Origin of the sequence: Clostridium sp. (genome assembly GCF_036642255.1) — a bacterium.
Classification (GTDB): Bacteria; Bacillota; Clostridia; order Clostridiales; family Clostridiaceae; genus Clostridium_J.
This window is the reverse complement of record NZ_JAVWDJ010000053.1, coordinates 1-24,396: the sequence shown is the minus strand read 5'-3', so window position 1 is coordinate 24,396 and position 24,396 is coordinate 1. Positions and strand designations below refer to the sequence as shown.

The following is a 24,396-nucleotide window of genomic DNA, read 5'->3' as shown; positions in this document are numbered from 1 at the left end:
AGAGTGCTAGCCTTCCAAGCTAGTTACGAGGGTTCGATTCCCTTCACCCGCTCCATTTATTTAATTTTAAAATAAATATAACATTACACTTAAGATGAAGACTTAGCACTGGCTATGGAAAAATTTGAAGCAATATGCACCCATAGCTCAGCTGGATAGAGCGCTGGACTTCGAATCCAAAGGCCACAGGTTCAACTCCTGTTGGGTGCACCACAAAGCAAAGTCATCAAAAGAATAGAATCTCATTGATGTATAAAATAATAGATATTTATTAGAAATCTTACAGAACATTGTAAGTTTTTTTGCTTTTGAGATATTTATTTTTATGATTTAACTTTATAGTAAATTATATATTGAACATCTAAAGGGAGGATCTAAATATAATATAATGAGATTGATTAAAGGTAATAGGATATGCCTTGGAAAGTTTTAAAATGAACTTCGTATTATTTTAGAAAAGTATTACTACAGGCTAATGATTGCAAATTAGAAAAGAAAAATAAAAAATACAATATTTAAATAAAGAAAAAAAGATAGTGAATTTCACTATCTTTTTTTCTTTATTTAAATTACTTTATTTCTATAGAACTTTCAGTCTTTTTAATATAATAACTATAAAAGTTTTTAATAAGTATTTTTACTATGTTATAGATAGGTACCGCAAGAAAGGCTGCAAAAAAACCTCCAAAGTAAACACTAATGGTGATTACAAGTATAGTAGTAAGTGGGTGCATATGAAGTTGATTCCCAGTAATATTAGGAGTAACAACGTTACCTTCAAGTTGTTGAACGATTACGGTTAATATAAGAATTTTTACTATCATACCAAAGCCCATACCAAGAGCAATAAGAACAGCAGGTAGAATACCAAGTATTACCCCTAAAAAAGGAATAAAAGCTGTTATAAGTGAGAATAAGGCTAATACAAGAGCGTTAGGCATTCCGATAATTAAATAACCAATAAACATCAGTGACCCAATAACACAAGCTACCATTACTTGTGATGTAATATATTGCTTTAAAACAGTATCTATTTCGTGTAGTATTTTAAGAACAAAGGATTTTATTCTTGATGGCAACATAGAGGAGAAGGTATCGTAAATTTGTCTATCATCCTTTAAAATATAAAACATTATAATAGGAATTAAAACTATTTGTGCGAAAAAATTACCTATAGAACTAGCTACCACAAATACATTTTTACTTATATCAGCAAAAGAATTTGAAATAAAATTAATTCCCTTTTGTATAGCTTCATTAAGATTAAAGTATTGGTTTAACTGAGGAAAGATATATCCGTATTTAGTATTTAAACTTTGCACAGAGGTTGTTAAGGTATTGATCAAACTTTCACCTTGAGATGCAAAAATTGAAGAAGAATAAGTGACTATATAAATTAATAGTACAATTATCAATAATATGGATATAACTGTTGCCCAAACACTTGATAGCTTGAACTTCTCTAAGTTTCTCTTTACTGGTCTAACCATATAATAGAGGAATATGGCTAATACTATTGGAATAAACATGGCACTTATAACGGTACGAAATGGAGTGAATATAAAAGGCATTTTACTTAATAAGAAAGCAATAAGTAAAAACAAATTTATTATAATTAAGGTTGATATTAATTTGGTATTTTTTAACATTTGAGACCTCCTTGTAAATAATAATCATATAATAAATATAGTCTATAATATACCAATAAATGAAAATAAAAGCAAACAAAAGGAAGCATGAGTTAAATTAACATGATAATAAAATATTTGATTGATTTAATATTATTTAAGGGTATTTAGTACGTTTAGCACAATAAAATAAAAAAGCTCATACGAGAAGTATGAGCTTAACGTTATTTAATTCTGGCCATAATTCTTGGGTATTCTTGCTCTACAGCTTGGAATATCACTGCTAGCATTTCGAAAACAAGCTCTGCATCGAAGTTGTTATTAAAAGGTATACATATCTTAGCGCTAACTACATTTTTATCTTCGAAGAAACTAATATATTTATATGTTGAATTTAATTCGTTAAATAACTCATATAATCTAGCTTTGATATTTTCGTCATTAGGAGTACTTGTTATATGAAAACAGAATATATCAACTAAGGTATCATCATCTCTAAGAGCGATAACGGCTCTTCGTTCACTTCCTCCACCTAAGACTTGCTTTTCTACTCCATCTATAATTATTTTTTCAGGGAAAGAGAATATAGTAAATTCATCTACATTTACTCCCTTATTCATCTGAATCTTATGGTCATCAATGTATTTTCCGAAGGCGATTGAGTTGTTTTTCATAAAAAGTCCCCCTTAAAAGTATATGTTATATATTATCGAAATATTAAGTATATTAAGCTTATTATCGCATAAATAGGTATATATGTAAATGAAAAGTTTAACGTGAACTACTAGTATATGCAAAGTTTGGTAAATAATTCCCAAAATGTGGATAAAATTGGGGATAATGTGGAAAAGTATTATATAAATTGAAATTAATGGAAAGTTATACACATGTATATTGATGTATCCTTTATAGTTTCAAAATCAAGTCTCTAAAGTCATAAATGTGTATAAGGTTATCAGAATAAAAAAGGCTGCATTAAGCAGCCCTTTCGTTAGGAAATCTTAGAAATAACTTCTTTATTATATTGAACTAAAGAGGTGAGATATTGTTGAAGTTCATTAGTTCTTTCTTTGTCCATTGGCTGAACACCTTCAAGCCTGTATTTAATGTTTAATTGTTCGTATTTATTTACTCCAAGAATATGATAGGGAAGTAATTCTATTTTATCTACATTAGGAATTTCTTCATTAATTATTCCAGCGATTTTATCCATGTGTTCATTTGTATCTGTATAACCAGGTACTACAACATGTCTCACCCAAACTCTTGTTTTCGAGCTTCTAAGAGCTTCAAGAAATAAATTTACATCCTTAGTATCTCTCCCGGTTAAAACTACATAGCCATTACTATTTACATGCTTAATATCTAATAATACTAAATCCGTATACTTTAATATTTCTTCATAGTTACCATCACCATAACCAGCGGTATCAATTGCTGTATGAATACCATTTGCTTTACATAATTTAAGCATTTCTAATAAAAACTCAGGTTGAACTAATGGATCTCCACCTGAAAAGGTTACTCCACCGCCAGAACGAGAGAAATAAGGTTTAAATCTCAGAATTTTCTTCATTAATTCTTCAGGAGTGACTTCCATGCCACCATTTAAATTCCATGTATCGGGATTATGGCAATACGCACATCTTAATTTGCAGCCTTGAAAAAATACTACTGTTCTAATACCTGGTCCATCTACGAGGCCCATACTCTCTATTGAATGTATTCTACCTTTTATCATAATTTATTCCTCCTTATTAGTTAGGAATACTTAAGCCTTGCTTCATTGCATACTGAAATAAAAATATAATTTTTACTTTAGTATAAAATGAAGTTTTTAATATATGTGAAGCACCTGGAATCAATCACAGGTACTTCAACCATATACTTAGGATATTTAATTCCTATTTTTAAAAAACTTATATTTATATGAAATGTTAGCTATTACATTGTTTCGTGGAAAGTTCTGCTGATAACTTCCATTTGTTGAGATTTAGTCAATCTGTTAAAGTTAACAGCATAACCAGATACTCTTATAGTTAATGTTGGATATTTTTCTGGATGCTCAACAGCATCTAAAAGCATTGCTCTATTTAACACGTTAACATTTAAGTGGAAAGCACTTTGTCCGAAATATCCATCCATTATAGATACTAAATTATCTATTCTTGTGTCTTCATCTTTTCCAAGTGCCTCTGGAACTATAGTAAATGTATTAGAAACTCCATCTTGACAGTAGTTTCTATATGGAATTTTAGCCACTGAGTTAAGTGATGCTAATGCTCCATTTTCATCTCTTCCATGCATTGGATTAGCTCCTGGTGCAAATGGCTCTCCATCTTTTCTTCCGTCTGGAGTTGAACCAGTTTTCTTACCATATACTACGTTAGATGTGATTGTTAATATTGATAATGAATGCTCAGCATCTCTGTATAGTGGATGCTTTTTAAGTTCATCAGAAAACTTCTTAACAACTTCAACAGCAATATCATCAACTCTGTCATCATCATTTCCATACTTAGGGAAGTCGCCTTCGATTTTAAAGTCAATTGCTATTCCTTGTTCGTTTCTAATCGGTGTAACTTTTGCATATTTTATAGCACTTAATGAGTCTGCAACAACTGATAATCCAGCAGCACCAAATGCCATGAATCTTTTAATTTTTGTATCGTGTAAAGCCATTTGTCCAGCTTCATAAGCATATTTATCATGCATGTAGTGGATAGTGTTCATTGTGTTTGCATATAGGTCTGCAACATACTCAAGAACTTTCCAGAAGTTAGCTTTAACTGCTTTGTAATCAAGAACTTCATCATTGATTGGTTGTACAACATCACAAACTTTCTTGAAAGTTTTTTCATCAATACCGCCGTTAATAGCATAAAGTAATGATTTACCAAGGTTAGCTCTTGCTCCGAAGAATTGCATTCTCTTTCCTAGTTCCATTGCCGATACACAACAAGCTATAGCATAGTCATCACCATAAACAGGTCTCATTACATCATCATTTTCATATTGAATTGAATCAGTTAAGATAGACATTTTAGCACAATATTTTTTAAAGTTTTCTGGTAACTTTTCAGACCATAAAACTGTCATGTTTGGTTCAGGTGCAGGGTTTAAGTTTATTAAAGTGTGTAAGAATCTAAAAGAAGTTTTAGTTACAAGTGGCTTTCCATTTATACTAACTCCACCTAAACACTCTGTGATCCAGTTTGGGTCCCCAGCAAATAAGTCATTATACTCAGGCGTTCTCAAGTGTCTTGCAAGTCTTAATTTGATTACAAACTGATCTATAATTTCTTGAGCTTGTTCTTCAGTGATTACACCATTTTGAAGGTCTCTTTCTATGAATATATCTAAGAAAGTAGTAACTCTTCCAAGTGACATTGCAGCACCGTTATTTTCTTTTATTGCTGCTAAGTATCCGAAGTATAAGAATTGAACTGCTTCAGTTGCATTTGCAGCAGGTTTAGAAATATCAACACCATAAGATGCTGCCATAGCTTTTATATCAGCTAATGCTCTGATTTGCTCAGATAATTCTTCTCTTAATCTTATCATTTCATCTGTAGTATGACCTTTTAAGTTTTTAGCATCTTGTTTTTTCATTTCAACTAAGAAATCAATACCATATAAAGCTATTCTTCTATAGTCACCTATAATTCTTCCTCTACCATAGGCATCTGGAAGACCAGTCATTAATCCAGCACTTCTTGCAGCTTTCATTTCAGCTGTGTAAGCATCAAATACACCTTGGTTATGAGTTTTTCTATATTTACTAAAATATTCAGCTATTTCAGGTTTAATATGGTATCCATAAGCTTCTAAAGAATTTTCTACCATTCTATATCCACCGAATGGGTTAACAATTCTTTTTAATGGAGCGTCAGTTTGTAATCCTACAATGACTTCATTATCCTTATCGATGTAACCTGCAGCATAATTGTTGATTCCTGAAACTTCGTTAACTTCAACATCGATTATACCTTTTTTGATTTCTTCTAATATTAATGCATGAGCTTTTTCCCATACTTTTGTAGTTTTAGCAGATTTGCCAACTAAGAAGTTGTCATCTCCTTCATATAAAGTATAGTTTTTTTGGATAAACTCTCTTACATCAATTTCTTCTTGCCAAAGTTCACCTTTGAAATTTTCCCATTGTTTAAACATATATTTTCCTCCTATTTAATAGTGCAATTAAATTAATTACACACAGAATTAATAATTTTACTTAATCGACAATTATTTTTTTGTGTATAAAATCTTAAAATATAAAAATAATTATGTAACAATCTATAAATAAAGTAATTTACATCAGTTATCTATAAATAATAATAATTGTCTTTCTGTTATAATTGTACTACTGAAACAGAATTGTTTCAACCCCTTTTCAATATAATTTCAAAGTCAGAAAATTTGGAAATGAAAATAGTATATAATAACCTTTATGTAAAATAAATCAAAAATATATTTGCGTGAAAACTCTATGAACTCTCATGAATACAAGCATTTGGAGGTTAACAAATAATTTCAAAAATGAAAAGGTTTAAAAAGGAAAAGGAAAATTATTAAGAAAAAAGAGACGAAAAGTTAACAATAAATTAAAATATAACAGGTACAACAGAAAAATAATACAGATATTGGACTTAAATTTACAAATAAAAAAATGTATTTTTAGTAGAACATTAGAATATAGGACTAAAGTTTTCTATAGTTTTAATAATTAATAAAAATTCATATTGGGAAAAATCACAATTAAAGTAGTTAGAATTTAAAGCTTGAATAAAATAAATTATTATTTGGTAACTTAAAGAAGAGTGAGCTATAAAAATATTAATTTATAATTTAATATGAAAAAAATACTAATATTTTCATATATGAGTTATAATAAATTAAATGGATTATTATAGAAGAATAAATTTTAAATAGTCCTAAAACATAGTATAATCTTTATGTTAATGATTTTTATTGAGGTTGCTAAAATTATAAAACTATAAGTAATAATTTGTTTAATCATTAAGTTATGCGAAATTTATTTCGTAAAACTTAAAAAACTCAAGAAACTTTCGTAGTTCTATGCATAACAGTGTAGTTTTCATAAAAATTCGTAAAAATGATGAAACAGATGTGAAAAAACTACTTTCAGCAGTATAAGAACTCGTAAAAATAGTATTGTTAATAACGGAGGAGATTTTTGTGGGTAGAAGACCAAGTATGTTTAGTAGAAATTATCGTAGGCAAATAAGAAAAAGAAGGCTAAAATACATAATCGCTATATCAACAATTGGAATAGTCATGACAGTTATTATATTGAGTGGAGGTATAAACTCACTAACTTCAAGTATCAAAGAAACAATGGAATCTGCAAAAATGGAAGAAAAAAATAAAAAAAGTTTAGAAGATGAGAAAGATGCAGTAATTCCAGAAGATAACAGTGGTAATGAAACAGTTGAAAAAGATAAAATACCTGAAGAAAAATCAAAAGAAGAGTCCTTTGACTTGAATTTATATGGTGATAAAAATATAAAAATTACCTATCTTATCGAAAATGATACAGCCACATTTAAAGAGGTTTTAGGAGATGAAAACATTACTTCTAGTATATCTCCATCAAAAGATAAGATAGTAGTTTTAGATAGTACATATCAAGATTTATATCTAATAGATCTGAACAGGAATATAAGTAAAATTACAAAACCAGAGTACATTTCAACAAAAAAACAAGTTTTTAAGAAAGATGATATATTAGCTCAAATGGATAACTACGTATGGGTAGAAAAACCAAATTTTATTGATGATACTCATATAGCATATTCCAGCAACTTACCATGGATTAATAATAGTGGAACAAGGTATTTATGGATTATTGATACACAGACAAGGGAGCATAAGAGTTATACTAAGGTAAAAGGTGCTAATTTTCAATTCGGAGAACATACTCCAAAGGGTATAACCCTGACTATAGATAATAATGTTATGTACATAGATGCAAATGGTACAGTTAGTATGTAATTTAATCTATGGAAAAAAACTTGTAAATAGGAATAATTTTGTTGTATAATCTACTGAGTATAATTATTGTACTAAATATAAATTACGTGATAATGTAGTAAATTATTGTTTATTATTGAAATATATAACTTTATTGCTATATAATTTATGTAATCTATGTTATAATTTAAAAAATGAATATTGAGTCAGTTATTAGGAGGAAGAAATAATGAACGTTAAAATGGAGAAATTAGAAAAAAACGTTGTAAAGTTTGAAGTAACAGTAGAAGTAGAAAAGTTTAATGAGGCATTAAAAAAATCTTATGCAAAAAATGCAAGTAGATTTAATATACCAGGATTTAGAAAAGGAAAAGCTCCAATGAACATAATAAAAAAATATTATGGAGAAGGAGCATTATATGAAGATGCTATTAACTTTATATATGAAACTACTTATCCTCAAGTTTTAGAGGAGAATAATATAAATCCAGTAGATTATCCATCAATAGATATAGTTGAAATTGGTGAGGGAAAAGATTTTGTTTATGTTGCCACTGTTCCAGTAATGCCAGAAGTAGAGCTAGGAGAATACAAAGGCGTTGAAGTTAAACAAGAGAGTTATTCAGTGTCTGATGAAGAGATTGAAAATAGATTAAAAGAGTTACAAAGCCAAAATGCAAGAGTTGAAACTAAAGAAGATGGCACAGTTGAAAATGGAGACATGGCAGTTGTAGACTTCAAAGGATTCATCGATGATGTTGCTTTTGAGGGTGGAGAAGGAAAGGATTTTGAACTAGAAATAGGTTCAGGAACTTTCATTGACAACTTCGAAGAACAATTAATTGGATTAAAAAATGGGGAGTCCAAGGATGTTAATGTAACATTCCCTGAGCAATATGGAAGAGAAGAGTTAAATGGAAAAGCTGCTAGATTTGAAGTTACAGTTAAAGCAATAAAGAAAAAAGAACTTCCAGCAATAAATGATGAATTTGCAAGTGAAGTTTCTGAATTCGAAACTCTAGAAGAATTAAGAAATGATATTAAAGACAAAATGCAAGCTGCTAATGAACTAAAAGCTAAAACCGAATTTGAAAATTCAGTTATAGAAAAAGTTGTTTCTAACGCAACTGCAGATATACCTCAGGCTATGGTTAATAAAGAACTTGATGGAATGATACAAGACTTAGAAATGAGATTAAAATATCAGGGATTAGATTTAGAAACTTATTACAAATTTACAAACACATCAGAAGAAAAATTTAGAGCTCAAATGGAAGATGTTGCATTAAACAAAGTAAAAACAGATTTAGTTATTGGCAAAATTGCTCAAGTTGAAGGAATTACAGCTTCACAAGATGAAATTACTGCTAAAGCAAAAGAAATCGCAACATCATATTATGGTGGAGAAGAAGTAGAAAAAACTGCTGAGCGTTTAGTTGAAGTTCAAAAAGATTATTTAGAAGTTCAAATTATAAATGAAAAAGTAAAAGATTTAGTAGTTGAAAATAGCAAAGCTGTATAATAATAGAATATAAATAAATAATTAATTGCCAGTATATGCTGGCAATTAATTTTAAATAAATAAGGTTAAAAATATATAATAAGGTTAAAATTAAATTGTAGCCTAAAAATTATTGCTATTTAAGGAGGGTGTTTTATGAGTTTAGTTCCTATGGTTGTAGAACAAACTGGTAAGGGTGAAAGATCCTATGATATTTACTCAAGACTATTAAAAGAGAGAATTATTTTTTTAGGGGATGAAGTTAACGATACTACAGCAAGTTTAGTTGTTGCACAACTTTTATTCCTAGAATCAGAAGATCCAGATAAAGATATATATTTATATATAAATAGTCCAGGGGGATCAATTACTTCTGGTATGGCTATTTATGATACAATGAATTATATAAAGTCTGATGTTTCAACTATTTGCATAGGCATGGCAGCATCTATGGGTGCGTTTTTATTAGCTGCTGGGGCAAAAGGCAAGAGATTTGCATTACCTAACAGTGAAATAATGATCCATCAGCCATTAGGTGGATTTAAAGGTCAGGCTACTGATATAGATATTCATGCAAAAAGAATTCTAAAGACTAAAGAAACACTTAATAGAATTTTAAGTGAAAGAACAGGTCAACCAATTGAGAAGATTAGTCATGACGTTGAAAGAGATTATTTCATGTCTGCAGAAGAAGCTAAAGAATACGGTTTAATTGACGAGGTAATTGATAAAAAGAAATAGCTTTAAAGGGGTGTTGGCATGCCAAGAAATGATGAAAAGAAAAAGTTCAAATGTTCCTTTTGTGGGAAAAGTGAGGAGCAAGTTAGAAGACTTATAGCTGGACCGGGAGTATATATATGTGATGAATGTATAGAACTTTGCTCTGAGATTATCATTGATGAGCGTGATGGTGATGTACAAATTGACATGGATACACTACCTAAACCAGGTGAAATTAAAAAATATCTAGATCAATATGTAGTAGGTCAAAATGATGCTAAAAAGTCCTTAGCAGTTGCAGTTTATAATCACTATAAGAGAATAAACTCACCAATAAGTGATGGAGATGTTGAATTACAAAAAAGTAATATATTATTATTAGGACCTACAGGGTCTGGTAAAACACTACTTGCACAAACCTTAGCTAAAATGCTTAATGTACCATTTGCAATCGCTGATGCTACAACATTAACAGAAGCTGGTTATGTTGGAGAAGATGTAGAAAATATATTGTTAAAGTTAATTCAAAATTCTGATTATGATATTGAAAAGGCTGAAAAAGGTATTATATATATCGATGAAATTGACAAAATTGCAAGAAAATCTGAAAATCCTTCTATAACTCGTGATGTTTCTGGTGAAGGAGTTCAGCAGGCTCTATTAAAAATTCTTGAAGGTACTGTGGCATCTGTGCCACCACAAGGTGGAAGAAAGCATCCACACCAAGAATTTATTCAAATTAACACATCTAATATATTGTTTATTTGTGGTGGAGCTTTCGATGGATTAGAAAAAATTATCACAAGAAGAACTCAGAAATCTTCTATAGGATTTGGTGCCGAAGTTCAATCAAAAGAAAATAAAGACGTTGGCGTATTATTAAAACAGATAATGCCAGGAGATTTATTGAAATTTGGTTTAATTCCAGAGTTTGTAGGAAGACTACCAATAGTAGTTACCTTAGATGCTCTTGATGAAAGTGCATTGATTAGTATATTAAGTGAGCCTAAAAACGCACTAATTAAGCAATATAAAAAACTGTTAGAAATGGATGATGTGCAACTTGATTTTGATGAGGCTTCATTAAAAGCAATTGCTAAAGAAGCAATAAAGAGAAATACAGGTGCTAGGGGACTTAGAGCAATAATTGAAGATGTTATGAAAAATATTATGTTCGAAGTGCCTTCAAGAGAAGAAATAGAAAAAGTAATAATACATGAAGAAACACTAGAAAGTAAGACACCGGAGTATGTATTAGCGCCTAATGGTAAAAGAGAACCACTTAAACTTGAGAACAAAAACAAGCCTAAAAGAGGTTCGGAACCAGCTTAAGGAAGAACTGCTGTAACAACAGCAGTTTTTTTATTTCCTGAAATAAGTTTACGAGAAACTTATTTATTATTAAATCTACTTAAAAGTAAATTTACTTTTAAAAATTAACTTTAGGCTAACTTTAACCAGCTATAATAATCTGAATATATAAGTTTTTTAAATTATAAAACCAATTAAATGCTTCTAATATTTTCTATATTTTAGAATATAAATCCATTTATTTGTAAAGACTAGTAGTATATTAATAGTCTAAATAACAATAAGGGAGGGAAGTTAGTTTAATTGGCGTTAAACTAAGATATTTATGGGATCAGCAACAATAATAATAATGTTAATTCAGCTGTTTTTTACAGTAGTAATAGGCTTGTACTTTTTTAATGCCTTAAAAGGACAACAAAGTTCTAAAGTAGTTGTAAATAAAGAAAATACAAAGGAAATAGAAAATTTACGAAGAATGAAAAGCATAAGTCTTTCAGAGCCACTTACAGAAAAAAGTCGTCCGTCTACCTTCGAGGATATTATTGGTCAAGAAAAAGGAATTAAGGCCCTACAAGCAGCAATTTGTGGCCCTAACCCCCAACACATTATAATTTATGGACCGCCAGGAGTTGGAAAAACTGCAGCAGCAAGATTAGTTTTAGAGGATGCAAAAAAAAGACTTACTTCACCTTTTGGTCCTCAATCTAAATTTATTGAAATTGATGCAACTACAATTAGATTTGATGAGAGGGGAATAGCAGATCCTCTTATAGGATCAGTCCATGATCCTATATATCAAGGAGCAGGGCCTCTGGGAGTCGCTGGTGTACCACAACCGAAACCTGGAGCGGTAACTAAAGCACATGGAGGGATTTTATTTATTGATGAAATAGGTGAACTTCATCCTATTGAAATGAATAAGCTTTTAAAAGTTCTTGAAGATAGAAAAGTGTTTTTAGACAGTGCATATTATAATGCAGAAGATCCTAACATGCCTTCATATATAAAAGAAATATTTGATGAAGGTTTACCAGCGGATTTTAGACTTATTGGTGCAACAACAAGAAATCCTGAAGAAATAATTCCGGCTATAAGATCAAGATGTGTAGAAGTATTTTTTAGAGGTCTTCAGCCAGAAGAAATAGAAACGATAGCTCAAAAGGCTATTAACAGAATTGGATTATGTCTTGAGACAAAGGCAGCGGAAATTGTAGGAAGGTATGCTACAAATGGAAGAGACGCTGTTAATTTAATTCAGTTAGCTTCAGGGATTGCAATAAATGAGGAAAGAAAAAGTGTAACAGTTAGTGATGTAGAATGGGTAATTGAAAATGGTCAGTACTCACCGCGCCCAGATAAAAAGATTAATGAAAAACCGCAAATTGGGTATGTAAATGGCCTTGCTGTATATGGCGCAAATATGGGAGCTGTAATGGAAATTGAAGCAAGCGCAATAAAATCTAAGTCAGAATTAGGAATGGTTAAAATTACTGGAATCGTGGAAGAAGAGGAACTTGGAGATAACAACAAAAAAATGAAAAGAAAAAGTACGGCTATGTGTTCGGTGGAAAATATGGTTACTGTACTTAGAAAATTTTATAATATCGATATTAATAGCTATGATATTCATGTTAACTTCCCAGGAGGAACACCTGTAGATGGTCCTTCAGCTGGTATTGCTATTACAACTGCAGTATTTAGTGCAATTACTGGAAAGTGTGTAGATAATACAATTGCTATGACTGGAGAAATTTCTATTCATGGAACTGTAAAACCTGTAGGTGGTGTAAATGCTAAAGTACAAGCGGCTAAAAAAGCTGGAGCTACAAAAGTGTTAATACCAAAGGATAACTGGCAAGATAGCTTTATAAGTATAGAGGGATTAAAGGTGGTACCTGTATCTTCCATTAAAGAGGTAATAGAAGAAGCCATTTTAAAAGAACAAATAATTCATATTAGTGTTGAAAATATGGAGCAAAAAGTAGATATGTTATCAGCTACTCCACTGGATGCATAAATATAATATAACTATAAAAAGTATTTACATTGGGAATATTGATAAAATATAAAAAACTTGTTGCAAAAAGTATTTATATTTTATTGATCCTATGTAAATATTTTTTTGCGAATTAACTTATTATGCAGAAAATTAACAGTTTACTCCAATTTTCATTGAAAAAACTAGTTTTTATATGTATAATATATAAGTCTTAGGGTAACTAATAATTTGATAATAATAATAGTTAATAACAATATTGGATGTGAGTTATTCCAATATGAATAAATTACTAAATAAGTTTATCTATATAGTTTACTTAATAAATATAGAAAAGAGGGGAGAAAAATGGACAATGAGTTATTGCAACTTCCTTTAATTCCTTTAAGAGGAGTAAATATATTTCCATATATGGTTTTACATTTTGATGTAGGAAGAGGTAAATCTGTTGCTGCAGTGGAAGAAGCGATGGAAAAAGATCAAAAGATTTTCTTAGTGGCGCAAAAAGATGCAAAAATTGAAGAGCCATCTGAAGATGAGATATATACTATGGGAACTTTATGCCATATTAAACAATTCGTAAAATTACCAGGAGATCACTTAAGAGTATTAGTTGAGGGAGAAAAAAGAGCAAAACTAAGAAAGTTTGTTAATGGAGAAAAGTTTTTCCATGGTGAAGTAGAAGTATTAGCTGATATACCATGTAAGAATGAGGTAGAATGCAAAGCATACAGAAATTCTATTGAAAAAAGCTTCGATGAGTACATAGAATTAAGTGAAGAAGGCTTAACTGAAATTTTAATGGAACTTGAAGAAGAAGATGATGTGGGAAGATATTGTGATATTATTAGTGCATTTTTAATGCTTAAACCGGATAAAAAGCAAGAATTGATAGAAGCAATAGATTTAAAGGAAAGACTAGAAAAGCTTCTTATTATAATTAAAAATGAAATTGAAGTACTTAAAATAGAAAAGACAATTGGAAGTAAAATAAAAAACAAGATAAACAAAGTTCAAAAGGAATATTATCTTAGAGAACAATTAAAAATTATACAAGAAGAACTGGGTGAAGAAGACGAGGGTACTAGGGAGATAAATGAATATGAAGATAGAATATATAAAGCTAAACTTCCAAAGGATGTAAAGGAAAAAGCTTTATATGAATTTAATAGGTTAAAAACTTTAGGAGCCTCCAGTCAAGAAAGTTCAGTTATTAAAACTTATCTGGATTGGATTTTGGAATTGCCATGGAACAAGTTTTCAAAAGATAACTTGGATATAAAAAATTCAAGAAAAGTACTGGATGAAGAGCATTATGGCCTTGAAGATGTTAAAGAAAGAATTATAGAGTATTTAGCAGTTAGAAAAATTAGTAAGACTCTTAAGGGACCAATACTTTGTTTAGTAGGACCACCAGGAGTTGGAAAAACTTCTATAGCGAAATCTGTGGCAAATGCTCTAGGAAGAAAATTCGTAAGGATGAGTCTTGGTGGAGTTAAAGACGAAGCCGAAATAAGAGGTCATAGAAAAACCTATGTAGGGGCTATCCCTGGAAGAGTAATCTATGCTATGAAGCAGGCAGGATATAAAAATCCTCTGTTTTTACTTGATGAAATAGATAAGATGGGAGCAGATTTTAAGGGAAGTCTTGCAGATGCACTGCTTGAAGTTTTAGATAGTGAACAAAATTCTACTTTTAGAGATCATTATTTAGAACTTGACTTTGACTTATCTAAGGTATTGTTTATTACTACTGCAAACTCATTGGATACTATATCTAGACCATTGTTAGATAGAATGGAGATTATTGAGGTATCTGGATATACGTCAGAAGAAAAATTCAAAATTGCTAAAGATAAGCTCATTCCAAAACTTCTCAAAGAACATAGTATAGATAGCGAAAAATTGACCATTCAAGATAATGCTATTACTACATTAGTAGAAAATTATACTAGAGAATCAGGTGTAAGAAGCCTTGATAGAAAAATTTCTTCAATAATAAGAAAAGCTATTACTGAAATGGTAGAAAAGGATAAAGAAAGTCTTACAATAACATCAGCTACTGTTAAGAAATATTTAGGCCCTACTATATATAGCTATGACGATCTAGAAGAGGAAGATAAGATTGGTGTAGTTACTGGACTAGCTTGGACTGGTTATGGAGGAGATACTTTACCTGTGGAAGTTACTGTAATGGAAGGTGATGGTAAGCTCCAACTTACAGGGCAACTTGGTGATATTATGAAAGAATCAGCTAAAGCTGGGTATAGTTATGTAAGATCAAATGCTGAAAAATATAAAATTGATAAAAACTTTTATAAAAATAAGGATATACATATACATATACCTGAAGGAGCTATTCCTAAAGATGGGCCATCAGCAGGAGTTACTATGATTACTGCTATGATTTCAGCTCTTAGTGAAAGAAAGGTTAATCATAAAGTAGCTATGACAGGAGAGATTACGTTAACGGGTAGAGTTCTTCCTATAGGAGGACTAAAAGAGAAGAGTTTAGCAGCATATAGAATGGGAATAAAAACAGTTATTATTCCGAAAGATAATAAAAAGGATTTAGAAAAGATACCAAAGTCAGTTAAATCAAAAATTAAATTTGTGATCGCAGAAAAAGTTGAAGATGTATTAGAAAATGCATTAATTGGAGAGATATAAAATGGAAATTAAACAATCAGAATTTATCATTTCTGCTGTGAAGCCAGAGCAATATCCACAGGATGGAAGAGTTGAAATTGCTTTTGTTGGACGCTCAAATGTTGGAAAATCATCATTAATAAATACAGTTACCAATAGAAGAAAACTGGTAAAGGTCAGTGGAACGCCAGGAAAGACAAGATTAATAAACTTCTTTTTAATCAATAATGGCTTCTATTTCGTAGATTTACCAGGTTATGGATATGCAAAGGTTTCGAAGAGTGAGAAAGCCACTTGGGGAAAAATGATGGAGCTATATCTTATTAATAGACCACAGCTTAAAAAAGTAGCACTTTTAGTAGATTCTAGGCACAAGCCTACAGAAGATGATATTTTAATGTACAAATGGATTAAACATTATGGATACGAAGTTGTTGTAGTAGCTACAAAAAAAGATAAGCTTACAAGAAATGAGATTCAAAAGAGTATTAAGGTCATACGAGAAGCTTTAAATCTTGATAAAAGCCAAGAGATTATCTTTTTCTCATCACTGAAAAAAGAAGGAAAAGAAGACCTATTAAATGAACTTTTTAAAGATATAGAAATTGTAAGTGATGAAGAATTATTAGGTATGGAAGAGAAATAATTATAGTGTTAGAAGAAGATATTTATAAAAATAACTTCAAGTAAATAATTTACAACCAATATATGTTAAATAAAAAGTGCCTGAAAAGGTACTTTTTATTTTTACCACTTTGGTATACTATTAATATAAAAGCATAAATTAGTAGTGAAACACCTAAACAGGAGGATCTTATGGAAGTGATAATCAATGTTTTTATAATAGTGTTAGTGTATTTAATACCACTAATTGCTTTTGCTAGAAACACAAAATGGAGAAGTTATTCTAAGCCAATTAATATTTTAATTTCAATCGCATATATTATTATGATTTTTGTGCTGCCAAGCATGCAAACAAATATACTACCTTTTATACTTATAATAATAATGATAATAAAAATGAAAAGAAATACATATCTAAGGGATGATTACTACAGTTATAAGTTTTCATTAAACGATTTTAGTTTGACTAATGCATTTAAATATGCTGCGTTTGGCTATGGAATAGTATTTGCAATTTCATTAATAAGCCAAATTATTTTGAAATTATTAAATTTTCAGTTGGAGCAGCAAGAAGTGGTTAATGTTTTAGCTAGTTACGATATATTAAAATTTTTACTTGCTGCACCTTCTGCTGTAATATTTGCTCCAATTGTAGAGGAGTATGTTTTTAGATATGTTTTATTTAGTAAATTACTAAGAGGAAAGTTTAAAGGGAAACTTGGATTTGTTATAAGTTCAATTATTGTGAGCTTAATATTTGCTACGGTGCATTATAATTTAGCTGCACTAGGGATGTTATTTGCCATAAGCTTTTATAATTGTTACTTAATAGAAAAAAGAGGGTTTTGGTATGCAGTGTTCAATCATTTTTTTGTAAATATGATAACTACAACTTTACTATTTATTTCAAAGTTAATCCAATAAATTCAGATAATAATTCTTATACTACAAAATATAAATAAAGTGTCAACTGGCCATTATAAATAACACTGAGTGTATTTAATTTTAAAAAGCTAATCAAATTTTAATACTGATTCTTTTTATATGGTAAATCTTCCATATGGAATAAATAATATGAATTTAAAAACCAAAACAGCTGTAGATTCGCAAGAATTTATGGCTGTTTTATATTTTCCAAAAATCTTTAAATCATATGTAACAAAATAAATAGATATTAATAATATATTATTAGGCAAAGGAATAGAAAAATCTATCTAAGGAACTAATGAAATAATTTATAAAAAACTTTAAGTTATAGCAGTGTCAAAAACTAAAGAGATTCCATAGTATATATTAGACAAAAGATAAAAATTAACTGAGTCTTCTGGTAAAGGAGGAAGAGCTGTGGAAAATTATTCAAGTCTTTTAAATTTATTATCAGGAATGGATTCTTCACAGGCAGAAGGCACATCAGGAATATCATCATTATTAGGTGGTAACAGAAAGTTATTAATATGGGTAATCTTATTTTTAATTTTCTTTAGTTGCTATTGTAACCGTAGAGGTTATGGCTACGGTGACAATAACTGCTGCTGTGATTATGATTATGATTATGATGACTGCTGCTGTGGGAAACACAAAAAACACAAATGTAAAGATTGTTGTTGTGTAGAAATAGATCCTTGTTGCTTATGTAGAGGCGGCTATGGAAACTATGGATATGGCAATAACTATGGTGGAGGATTACTTGGTGGCTCAGGCTGTGGAATAAACATCTGCACAATAGCAATCTTGGCTGCAATTTTTCTTGTTAGAAAAGGCTGCTAAAGAAACTAAGTATAATTACTAAAGTAAGTAAAGCTCTAAAGAATAGTATTAAAGTAACAATAAAAAAAATATATTAAATAATCAGAAGACAAAGGAATAAAGCAACTCTATTTAATAAAGTATCAAGAATAAACTAAAAGCTAAGAAAAAAATAAATTTAAAATGGGAGGATTTAACCATGTGTGGATGCGGAAATCAAAGATTTAATTTTGAACCTTGCACAATTTTACTAGTAATTGCAATACTAGGCAATCAGGGATTACTAAATGACTCACCTCAAGCTAAAAATGCATTAACTTTATTACTTCTTTACTGGTTATGTGGATGCAATAAAGGTAACGTTAGTAATGTAGCTGGAATAAGAGAAGAAAGACCTCGTAAATGCTGCAAAAAGAAAAAAATAAAAGTTTGCTGCTGCTAATTAACGAAAGAAATTAATTAACTACAAAATAATCTAATAAACAATTCATTGCAAAGGAGAGAGAAACCATGTGTGGATGCGGAAATCAAAGATTTGGTTTAGAACCATGTACAATTTTATTAATAATTGCCATATTAAATAATCTAGGTTTACTTGATACTTCATGTAATCCAGTTGCTAAAAATGCATTAACACTGTTATTCTTATGGTGGTTATGTGGACGTAATTCAGGTAATCAAGGTGTTTCACCATATAATAATGGAAGAAACAACTATGACGGATGCTGCTGCTAATAGAAATTAGTAAGTTAGAAGTAAACAGAAGATAAGGTAGATGTGCAAACCATAGCCCATTGTGGGGGGTTTCTAGAAAGATAAGAGTTTTAGCAGTCCATGTGCAAACATGGATTGCTTTTTAAAATTAAAGATAAAGTTAAAATTTAAAGTAGGGTATGAAATTGCCCTTCAATATTTAAAGGGGTGAGTATATGGGAAAGCATAAGCATAGAAGAAGACAGAATGATCAAATGATTAGTCAGCAAATGCCAGCACCAATGCCTGGTCTAGGAGGCCTAGGAGATATGTTGGGCGGAGGTATGGGTGGTGGAATGAATGGTCTAGCAGGAATCCTTTCTTCACTGGGAGGAATAGGTGGCTCTGGTGGTGCAGGGAATGGAATGTCATCAATATTGTCAGGTCTAATGGGTGGCGGAGGTCAACAAGGAGGAGATCCACTATCAGCATTAGGTGGTATTGGTGGAATAATGAATGCATTGCAAGGATTTACAGGTGCTGGGGCACAAGCTCAACAGCCTAAGCAACCGCAACCCCAAGCTAGTAGTTTAAAAGATATGCTTTCAAACATAAGTGAGTCAGACATGGATGCTTTAAGAGATGTGTTTAATGGTTTACTTAAAAATGATAATACGAAAGCGCAACCTAAATCTGAACCTGTAGTTGAACAAGTTAGAAAACAAGAACAATCAATTGAGCAAATATTATCTAGCCTTGATTTTAATTCCATACTAAGTAGTATAAATAATATGGATTTAAGTAATTTTGATTTTGACAACATAGATTTTAACAATATTGAGTTGGACAATATAACTTTTCAAAATCAGGGAATAGAAGATGAAGATGGAAATATAACAACTGTAGAAGAAAATGATATCATTGAGGAAAATATATTTAGGAAAAATATGAACTTAACTGAAAAGGAACTTTATGAACTTGTAGGTGTTCTAATTAAGCTTATTGAACCTAGTAAACTTAAAGCACTGGAAAAACTTTTAACCAATTAAATATGTGTTTGACGATTCAGTAAAGTTTTTAAAATAAAAACACATAAATCTTCACCGATTTATGTGTTTTTGAGTTTTTTTTAAATAATCTTAATCACACTAGGAGAAAAATAAGTTCATCCTAATTACTTGAGCTTTCTTGAGTCTCATCGAGATTAAGCATGGTGCATTTACCATCTAGCAATCCACTCTCATTAATAACTAACTTTTTCACAATAATATCGCCCTTAACTTTTCCTTGGTTTTGAATAGTAAGGATATTTTTGCATTTGATATTTCCATTTACGGTACCATTTACAAAGGCATTATTGCACAATATATTTCCATTAATCTCGCTATCAGGACCAACTATTACATCATCTTGCCAAAGAATATCTCCATCAATTATACCATCTATTTTTATTATTCCTGTTCCAGAAAAGTTTCCAATAACATGGCAATTATCTCCTACTAAGGTCTCAATTTTATTTATATTTTTTTCTTTATCATAAAACATATAGTAACCTCCAACAAATTATTTTTTAAATTTAATTCAGTGTGTATAAATTATTCAAAACGGTTAACAATATTAATGTAATAGGAGTTGAAATCTCCATAATCTCTAAAATATTAATTTTAGAGACCCCCCCATCCCCCTTGGGACCTGTAATGGTCCCAATTTTTTTTATCTCAAATTAAGAGATGTGATTTTATAGGAAAGACTCCCATCAGGCTCAGTATATTTTGTAAGCACTAAATCAAAGGTCATATTTTTCGTTAATTTATCATCTGATAAAGATGTAGCTTTAAAGTTAAGAGTCCACTTCACTTCGTGAGGAATACCGTTTGAGTCCCAGCTCAAATCTTTAAAGGACCCATCTTGAAATGAATAAGACATATTATTGTTAGCAGCTCCATAAAGCAAATTCAAATCATTTCCACTAATACCATGATGAAAATAAGATGGCAGGGCTAGGGCATCATTTGGAAAGCTTTGTATTAAAGATAAAAAATTAATAATTACATTGCTACCCATGTAGTTTATTGGATATTCATAGTTAAATTTCTTAAGGGTATTTTTTATAAAAATATAACTATTATAAAATATTTGTCCATTTGAAATGTTGGCAGAAATTATCTTAGGAGTTTTATTATTTTTAATATCAGCAAAGCCCAGTATATTGTTGTTGGAACAAAAGATGTCTTCATAATTCTTATCATTCCAAGCGAATATGTGTTGAATTGGTTTTCCATGGAAGGAAGATTGTAAAAAGATCTCTTTTATATTATTTCTTGAAGCGTCTAGTATGCTTACTCTCATGGGCCAAGTGCTTACTGATTCACCTAAGGTTGGAAACTCCTTACTAGCATCTAATCCGTAACTAGTACCATCATGAAGATTAATTTGAACATAATAAACTTTGTCATCTCTTTTTACATATAATATATCCTTCTTACTATCACCATTGAGATCTTCCTGTATTGTTTTGCTATCTTCCATAGGTGTGAAAAATGTTGGTGTTGATACTGAATAGTATCTTACAGCCAAAAAAAGAATACACACAACTAAAGCAGATAAGGTATAAGCATAAAAATGCTTTTCTTCTAATATTATTTTTCTTATCTTCATAAAATCCCCCCTATAGTAAAGTATATGTGCAGTTATTTGTATTAATTATTACAAACTTAAATTTATAGAAAAAAAAAGGACTAGCTGCATGCTAATCCTTTAAAAGTACTATTTTTCATTATTGCATTTTTCGCATAGTCCATAAAAGTATACTTGATTAGAAAGAATATTATACTTAGTATGATTTTTAATTTCATCATTTAAAAAAGAAAATGAAATTCCTTCAATATCATCTACTTTAAAACAATTTATGCAATGAATATGAGAATGTGTCTCAACATTTCCATCATATCTAAAGTTTCCTTCTCCTACATTTATTTCTTGCACTAGATTTACATCTACTAAAACTTTTAATGCTTTGTAAATAGTAGCAAGACTCATTGTAGGATACTCCTCCTGGAGTGCTTTATAAATAGTTTCAGCAGAAGGATGTTCTTTAGTAGATTTTAAGTATTTATAAACAGCTATACGTTGAGGGGTAAGTTTTAATTTTTTTTCTTTAAAAACTTGTGTGAAATTATCCATATTGATCTACCTCACTGTTTGATTATATTTATTATATAATAAATATTATCCATTGTCAAAAGAATTATATGAAAAAAATATAGAAAAATGTATAAAATTGATAAAAATATTTTTCAAAATAAATATATTTTTATTCAATTATATAATGTTTTACATATATTAGTAATATAGGAGAGGAGGAGAAGTTGCTTTGAATAAAACTTACGTATTAGATACCAATGTTATTCTCTATTCATCAGGAGCATTATTATCTTTTGGGGATAATGATGTAGTGATACCAGAAGTAGTTCTTGAGGAGCTGGACAATTTTAAAAAGGATAAGACTGATTTAGGAGCTAATGCAAGGCATGCAGCAAGAATTATTGATAGGTTGAGAAAGGAAGGGAACCTAAGTAAAGGGGTTCTTCTCCCAGGTGGTGGTAATTTAAGAGTTGAAATGAACCATTATGACACTGTGATGCCACCGTCATGGGAAAAAGAAAAACCTGATAATAGGATACTACAGGTATGCAAGGCCTTAAAGGATCTTGGGGAAGATGTAATTCTCATTACAAAAGATATCTTTGAAAGAATTAAGGCTGACACAGTAAATATTAAGAGTGAAGATTTTTATGAAAAAGTAGTTCCAGAAAATGACAACCAATATACTGGAAGAATTGAAGTATATGTTCCCTCTTATAAAATTGAAGAGTTCTATACAAAAAAAACTCTAGATCCATCAGAAGCCTTATGCTACTCTTCTGAGATTGAAGATTATTATGAGCCAGAACTCTATACAAACCAATTTGTATTAATGCATTCAATGGAAAACACAAAACAAACTGCTTTGGGAAGATATGATGGAAAAAGAATAGTACCTTTATACTATAAAGATATAAAACCCTTAGGAGTGACACCGAGAAATGTAGGACAAAAATTTATGTTAGAAGCCTTATACACAGATGCAATTAAGGCTCCGTTAGTTATTATCAAGGGGCCAGCTGGTACAGCTAAAACTTTGTTTTCGCTAGCTATAGGTTTACAAAAAATTATAGAAGAAAATACTGGACAGTTTAGGAGAATTTTAGTATGCAGACCTAATGTAACCATGGATGAAGAAATCGGGTTTTTACCAGGATCAGAAGAGGAGAAAATTGCACCTTTTATGAGGCCAATCTTCGATAATCTTGAAATCCTTGTGGATTCAGATGAAAAGGAAAGATATAAAAATGAAAAAGAATTACAAGATAAAATAAAAGAACTATTTGATAGGCGAATAATTACTACAGAAGCAGTGGCATACTTAAGAGGACGTTCTATAGTGAAGAATTGGGTTATTATTGATGAAGCACAAAATCTTTCTCCAAAGCAAGTTAAAGCAATAACTACAAGGGTTGGAGAGGGTACTAAACTAATACTTATTGGGGACCCTGATCAAATAGATCATCCATTTATGGATTCAAGGTCTAACGGATTGTGTTATGCTTCTGAAAAAATGAAAGGTAGCGAGTTATGTTATCAGGTCACTTTAAAGTTTGATGAATGTGAAAGGTCTGCCTTATCCTATGAGGCTGCACAAAAATTATAACAAATTAAAAAGGCCTTTGGCCTTTTTTTATTTCTATAATTCCATTTTTAGAAGAGTATGATATAATGAATTTACTTATGACTTTAGAGAGGAAGATTCTAAATGAATGTCAATAATTATTTGTTAGATAAAATATTAATAATTCCTGCTATTTTGTTAGCATTTACTTTTCATGAATATGCACATGCAGTAATGGCAGTTAAACTTGGGGATGATACTCCTAAACTTCAAGGAAGACTTACACTAAATCCATTTGCACATGTAGATGTTGGAGGCTTTATTATGATTCTATTAGTTGGGTTTGGATGGGCAAAACCTGTTATAACAAATCCAAAAGCCTTCAAAAATTTTCATAGAGATGATTTAAAGGTATCTATAGCTGGACCAATAGCAAATTTACTTTTAGGGTTAATTATGACTATATTATTGGTGATATTTTATAGGTTTTTTGGAGAATTAAAAAACACTAACATGAATTTGTATATTGTAGTTAGCGATATCCTACAAAATGCTGCGTTATTAAACTGTGTTTGGTTTTTCCTTAACCTCTTACCTATACCGGGATTTGATGGTTTTCATGTGGTAAGTGATTTATTCCCTAAATTTATTTATAAGTTGTCACCTAACATATATAAATATCAGATAGCAATATTCATGTTATTAATACTACCTATATTTAACGGGATGTCTATATTGAATTTTATAGTAGGAGTGCCAGGTATAAGTTTATATAATACATTTATAAAGTTCTTAATTTCGATAATTTAAACAAGGAGAGAAAAAA

Annotated in this window: 21 protein-coding genes and 1 tRNA gene; 15 read left to right on the top strand and 7 right to left on the bottom strand. The window is 30.2% G+C overall.

Annotated elements, in window-relative coordinates:
* The first annotated feature begins 136 nt into the window (after positions 1–136).
* A tRNA-Arg gene (locus RR409_RS18295) sits at positions 137–213 on the top strand.
* A gap of 356 nt (positions 214–569) precedes the next feature.
* Here the strand turns inward: RR409_RS18295 and RR409_RS18290 are convergent.
* The 4 genes from RR409_RS18290 to pflB all read right to left on the bottom strand — a co-directional run bounded on the left by RR409_RS18290 (position 570) and on the right by pflB (position 5,801).
* Positions 570–1,649, bottom strand: a complete 1,080-nt coding sequence (locus RR409_RS18290; protein WP_332559215.1) for an AI-2E family transporter — start codon at positions 1,647–1,649, stop codon at positions 570–572.
* Positions 1,650–1,852: 203 nt separating this feature from the next.
* Entirely contained in the window at positions 1,853–2,302 is a 450-nt protein-coding gene (locus tag RR409_RS18285) for a hypothetical protein (RefSeq protein WP_332559214.1), read from the bottom strand.
* 317 nt (positions 2,303–2,619) lie between these two features.
* Positions 2,620–3,369 carry a pyruvate formate-lyase-activating protein gene (gene pflA / locus RR409_RS18280; RefSeq protein ID WP_332559213.1) on the bottom strand — a complete coding sequence of 250 codons (750 nt, stop codon included), beginning with the start codon at positions 3,367–3,369 and terminating at the stop codon, positions 2,620–2,622.
* Positions 3,370–3,572: 203 nt separating this feature from the next.
* Positions 3,573–5,801: a formate C-acetyltransferase gene (pflB, locus tag RR409_RS18275; protein ID WP_332559212.1), complete on the bottom strand. Its 2,229-nt coding sequence runs from the start codon at positions 5,799–5,801 to the stop codon at positions 3,573–3,575.
* Positions 5,802–6,827: 1,026 nt separating this feature from the next.
* Between pflB and RR409_RS18270 the strand changes: the two genes are divergently transcribed.
* From RR409_RS18270 to RR409_RS18215, 12 genes are all read left to right on the top strand, one after another.
* On the top strand, positions 6,828–7,643 hold the full coding sequence (locus RR409_RS18270) for a hypothetical protein (RefSeq protein WP_332559211.1): 816 nt from the start codon (positions 6,828–6,830) through the stop codon (positions 7,641–7,643).
* A 208-nt stretch (positions 7,644–7,851) separates the two neighbouring features.
* Positions 7,852–9,144 (top strand): trigger factor, encoded by a 1,293-nt coding sequence (gene tig / locus RR409_RS18265; protein WP_332559210.1) that lies wholly within the window; start codon positions 7,852–7,854, stop codon positions 9,142–9,144.
* 135 nt (positions 9,145–9,279) lie between these two features.
* Complete coding sequence (clpP, locus tag RR409_RS18260) at positions 9,280–9,864, top strand: ATP-dependent Clp endopeptidase proteolytic subunit ClpP (protein ID WP_332559209.1); 585 nt, start codon at positions 9,280–9,282, stop codon at positions 9,862–9,864.
* An 18-nt stretch (positions 9,865–9,882) separates the two neighbouring features.
* On the top strand, positions 9,883–11,175 hold the full coding sequence (gene clpX / locus RR409_RS18255) for an ATP-dependent Clp protease ATP-binding subunit ClpX (protein ID WP_332559208.1): 1,293 nt from the start codon (positions 9,883–9,885) through the stop codon (positions 11,173–11,175).
* 304 nt (positions 11,176–11,479) lie between these two features.
* Positions 11,480–13,171, top strand: a complete 1,692-nt coding sequence (gene lonB / locus RR409_RS18250; RefSeq protein ID WP_332559207.1) for an ATP-dependent protease LonB — start codon at positions 11,480–11,482, stop codon at positions 13,169–13,171.
* 327 nt (positions 13,172–13,498) lie between these two features.
* On the top strand, positions 13,499–15,820 hold the full coding sequence (lon, locus tag RR409_RS18245; RefSeq protein WP_332559206.1) for an endopeptidase La: 2,322 nt from the start codon (positions 13,499–13,501) through the stop codon (positions 15,818–15,820).
* A gap of 1 nt (position 15,821) precedes the next feature.
* Positions 15,822–16,445: a ribosome biogenesis GTP-binding protein YihA/YsxC gene (yihA, locus tag RR409_RS18240; RefSeq protein ID WP_332559205.1), complete on the top strand. Its 624-nt coding sequence runs from the start codon at positions 15,822–15,824 to the stop codon at positions 16,443–16,445.
* Positions 16,446–16,615: 170 nt separating this feature from the next.
* Entirely contained in the window at positions 16,616–17,347 is a 732-nt protein-coding gene (locus RR409_RS18235) for a CPBP family intramembrane glutamic endopeptidase (protein WP_332559204.1), read from the top strand.
* 420 nt (positions 17,348–17,767) lie between these two features.
* Entirely contained in the window at positions 17,768–18,190 is a 423-nt protein-coding gene (locus tag RR409_RS18230; RefSeq protein WP_332559203.1) for a hypothetical protein, read from the top strand.
* Positions 18,191–18,368: 178 nt separating this feature from the next.
* Positions 18,369–18,611: a hypothetical protein gene (locus RR409_RS18225; protein ID WP_332559202.1), complete on the top strand. Its 243-nt coding sequence runs from the start codon at positions 18,369–18,371 to the stop codon at positions 18,609–18,611.
* A gap of 68 nt (positions 18,612–18,679) precedes the next feature.
* Entirely contained in the window at positions 18,680–18,904 is a 225-nt protein-coding gene (locus tag RR409_RS18220; RefSeq protein ID WP_332559201.1) for a hypothetical protein, read from the top strand.
* Positions 18,905–19,098: 194 nt separating this feature from the next.
* Positions 19,099–19,911, top strand: a complete 813-nt coding sequence (locus RR409_RS18215) for a hypothetical protein (RefSeq protein WP_332559200.1) — start codon at positions 19,099–19,101, stop codon at positions 19,909–19,911.
* Positions 19,912–20,032: 121 nt separating this feature from the next.
* On the opposite strand, the gene RR409_RS18210 is transcribed toward RR409_RS18215, so the two are convergent.
* The 3 genes from RR409_RS18210 to RR409_RS18200 form a co-directional block, all read right to left on the bottom strand.
* A complete protein-coding gene (locus RR409_RS18210; RefSeq protein WP_332559199.1) occupies positions 20,033–20,407 on the bottom strand; it encodes a polymer-forming cytoskeletal protein in 375 nt (124 codons plus the stop codon).
* A gap of 168 nt (positions 20,408–20,575) precedes the next feature.
* Positions 20,576–21,520: a hypothetical protein gene (locus tag RR409_RS18205; RefSeq protein WP_332559198.1), complete on the bottom strand. Its 945-nt coding sequence runs from the start codon at positions 21,518–21,520 to the stop codon at positions 20,576–20,578.
* A gap of 108 nt (positions 21,521–21,628) precedes the next feature.
* Positions 21,629–22,045: a Fur family transcriptional regulator gene (locus tag RR409_RS18200; RefSeq protein ID WP_332559197.1), complete on the bottom strand. Its 417-nt coding sequence runs from the start codon at positions 22,043–22,045 to the stop codon at positions 21,629–21,631.
* A 190-nt stretch (positions 22,046–22,235) separates the two neighbouring features.
* On the opposite strand from RR409_RS18200, the gene RR409_RS18195 reads away from it, so the two are divergent.
* Together RR409_RS18195 and RR409_RS18190 are read left to right on the top strand one after the other, a co-directional pair.
* Positions 22,236–23,612 carry a PhoH family protein gene (locus tag RR409_RS18195; RefSeq protein ID WP_332559196.1) on the top strand — a complete coding sequence of 459 codons (1,377 nt, stop codon included), beginning with the start codon at positions 22,236–22,238 and terminating at the stop codon, positions 23,610–23,612.
* A gap of 102 nt (positions 23,613–23,714) precedes the next feature.
* Positions 23,715–24,380, top strand: coding sequence for a site-2 protease family protein (locus RR409_RS18190; RefSeq protein ID WP_332559195.1), 666 nt, complete (start codon positions 23,715–23,717; stop codon positions 24,378–24,380).
* Positions 24,381–24,396: the final 16 nt, after the last annotated feature.

What these genes read in the sequence shown, in the direction of transcription:
- RR409_RS18290 (WP_332559215.1), bottom strand. Translation starts at nt 1,649, where the DNA reads ATGTTAAAAAATACCAAATTAATATCAACCTTAATTATAATAAATTTG.
- RR409_RS18285 (WP_332559214.1), bottom strand. Translation starts at nt 2,302, where the DNA reads ATGAAAAACAACTCAATCGCCTTCGGAAAATACATTGATGACCATAAG.
- pflA (WP_332559213.1), bottom strand. Translation starts at nt 3,369, where the DNA reads ATGATAAAAGGTAGAATACATTCAATAGAGAGTATGGGCCTCGTAGAT.
- pflB (WP_332559212.1), bottom strand. Translation starts at nt 5,801, where the DNA reads ATGTTTAAACAATGGGAAAATTTCAAAGGTGAACTTTGGCAAGAAGAA.
- tig (WP_332559210.1), top strand. Translation starts at nt 7,852, where the DNA reads ATGAACGTTAAAATGGAGAAATTAGAAAAAAACGTTGTAAAGTTTGAA.
- clpP (WP_332559209.1), top strand. Translation starts at nt 9,280, where the DNA reads ATGAGTTTAGTTCCTATGGTTGTAGAACAAACTGGTAAGGGTGAAAGA.
- clpX (WP_332559208.1), top strand. Translation starts at nt 9,883, where the DNA reads ATGCCAAGAAATGATGAAAAGAAAAAGTTCAAATGTTCCTTTTGTGGG.
- lonB (WP_332559207.1), top strand. Translation starts at nt 11,480, where the DNA reads ATGGGATCAGCAACAATAATAATAATGTTAATTCAGCTGTTTTTTACA.
- lon (WP_332559206.1), top strand. Translation starts at nt 13,499, where the DNA reads ATGGACAATGAGTTATTGCAACTTCCTTTAATTCCTTTAAGAGGAGTA.
- yihA (WP_332559205.1), top strand. Translation starts at nt 15,822, where the DNA reads ATGGAAATTAAACAATCAGAATTTATCATTTCTGCTGTGAAGCCAGAG.
- RR409_RS18235 (WP_332559204.1), top strand. Translation starts at nt 16,616, where the DNA reads ATGGAAGTGATAATCAATGTTTTTATAATAGTGTTAGTGTATTTAATA.
- RR409_RS18225 (WP_332559202.1), top strand. Translation starts at nt 18,369, where the DNA reads ATGTGTGGATGCGGAAATCAAAGATTTAATTTTGAACCTTGCACAATT.
- RR409_RS18220 (WP_332559201.1), top strand. Translation starts at nt 18,680, where the DNA reads ATGTGTGGATGCGGAAATCAAAGATTTGGTTTAGAACCATGTACAATT.
- RR409_RS18215 (WP_332559200.1), top strand. Translation starts at nt 19,099, where the DNA reads ATGGGAAAGCATAAGCATAGAAGAAGACAGAATGATCAAATGATTAGT.
- RR409_RS18210 (WP_332559199.1), bottom strand. Translation starts at nt 20,407, where the DNA reads ATGTTTTATGATAAAGAAAAAAATATAAATAAAATTGAGACCTTAGTA.
- RR409_RS18205 (WP_332559198.1), bottom strand. Translation starts at nt 21,520, where the DNA reads ATGAAGATAAGAAAAATAATATTAGAAGAAAAGCATTTTTATGCTTAT.
- RR409_RS18200 (WP_332559197.1), bottom strand. Translation starts at nt 22,045, where the DNA reads ATGGATAATTTCACACAAGTTTTTAAAGAAAAAAAATTAAAACTTACC.
- RR409_RS18190 (WP_332559195.1), top strand. Translation starts at nt 23,715, where the DNA reads ATGAATGTCAATAATTATTTGTTAGATAAAATATTAATAATTCCTGCT.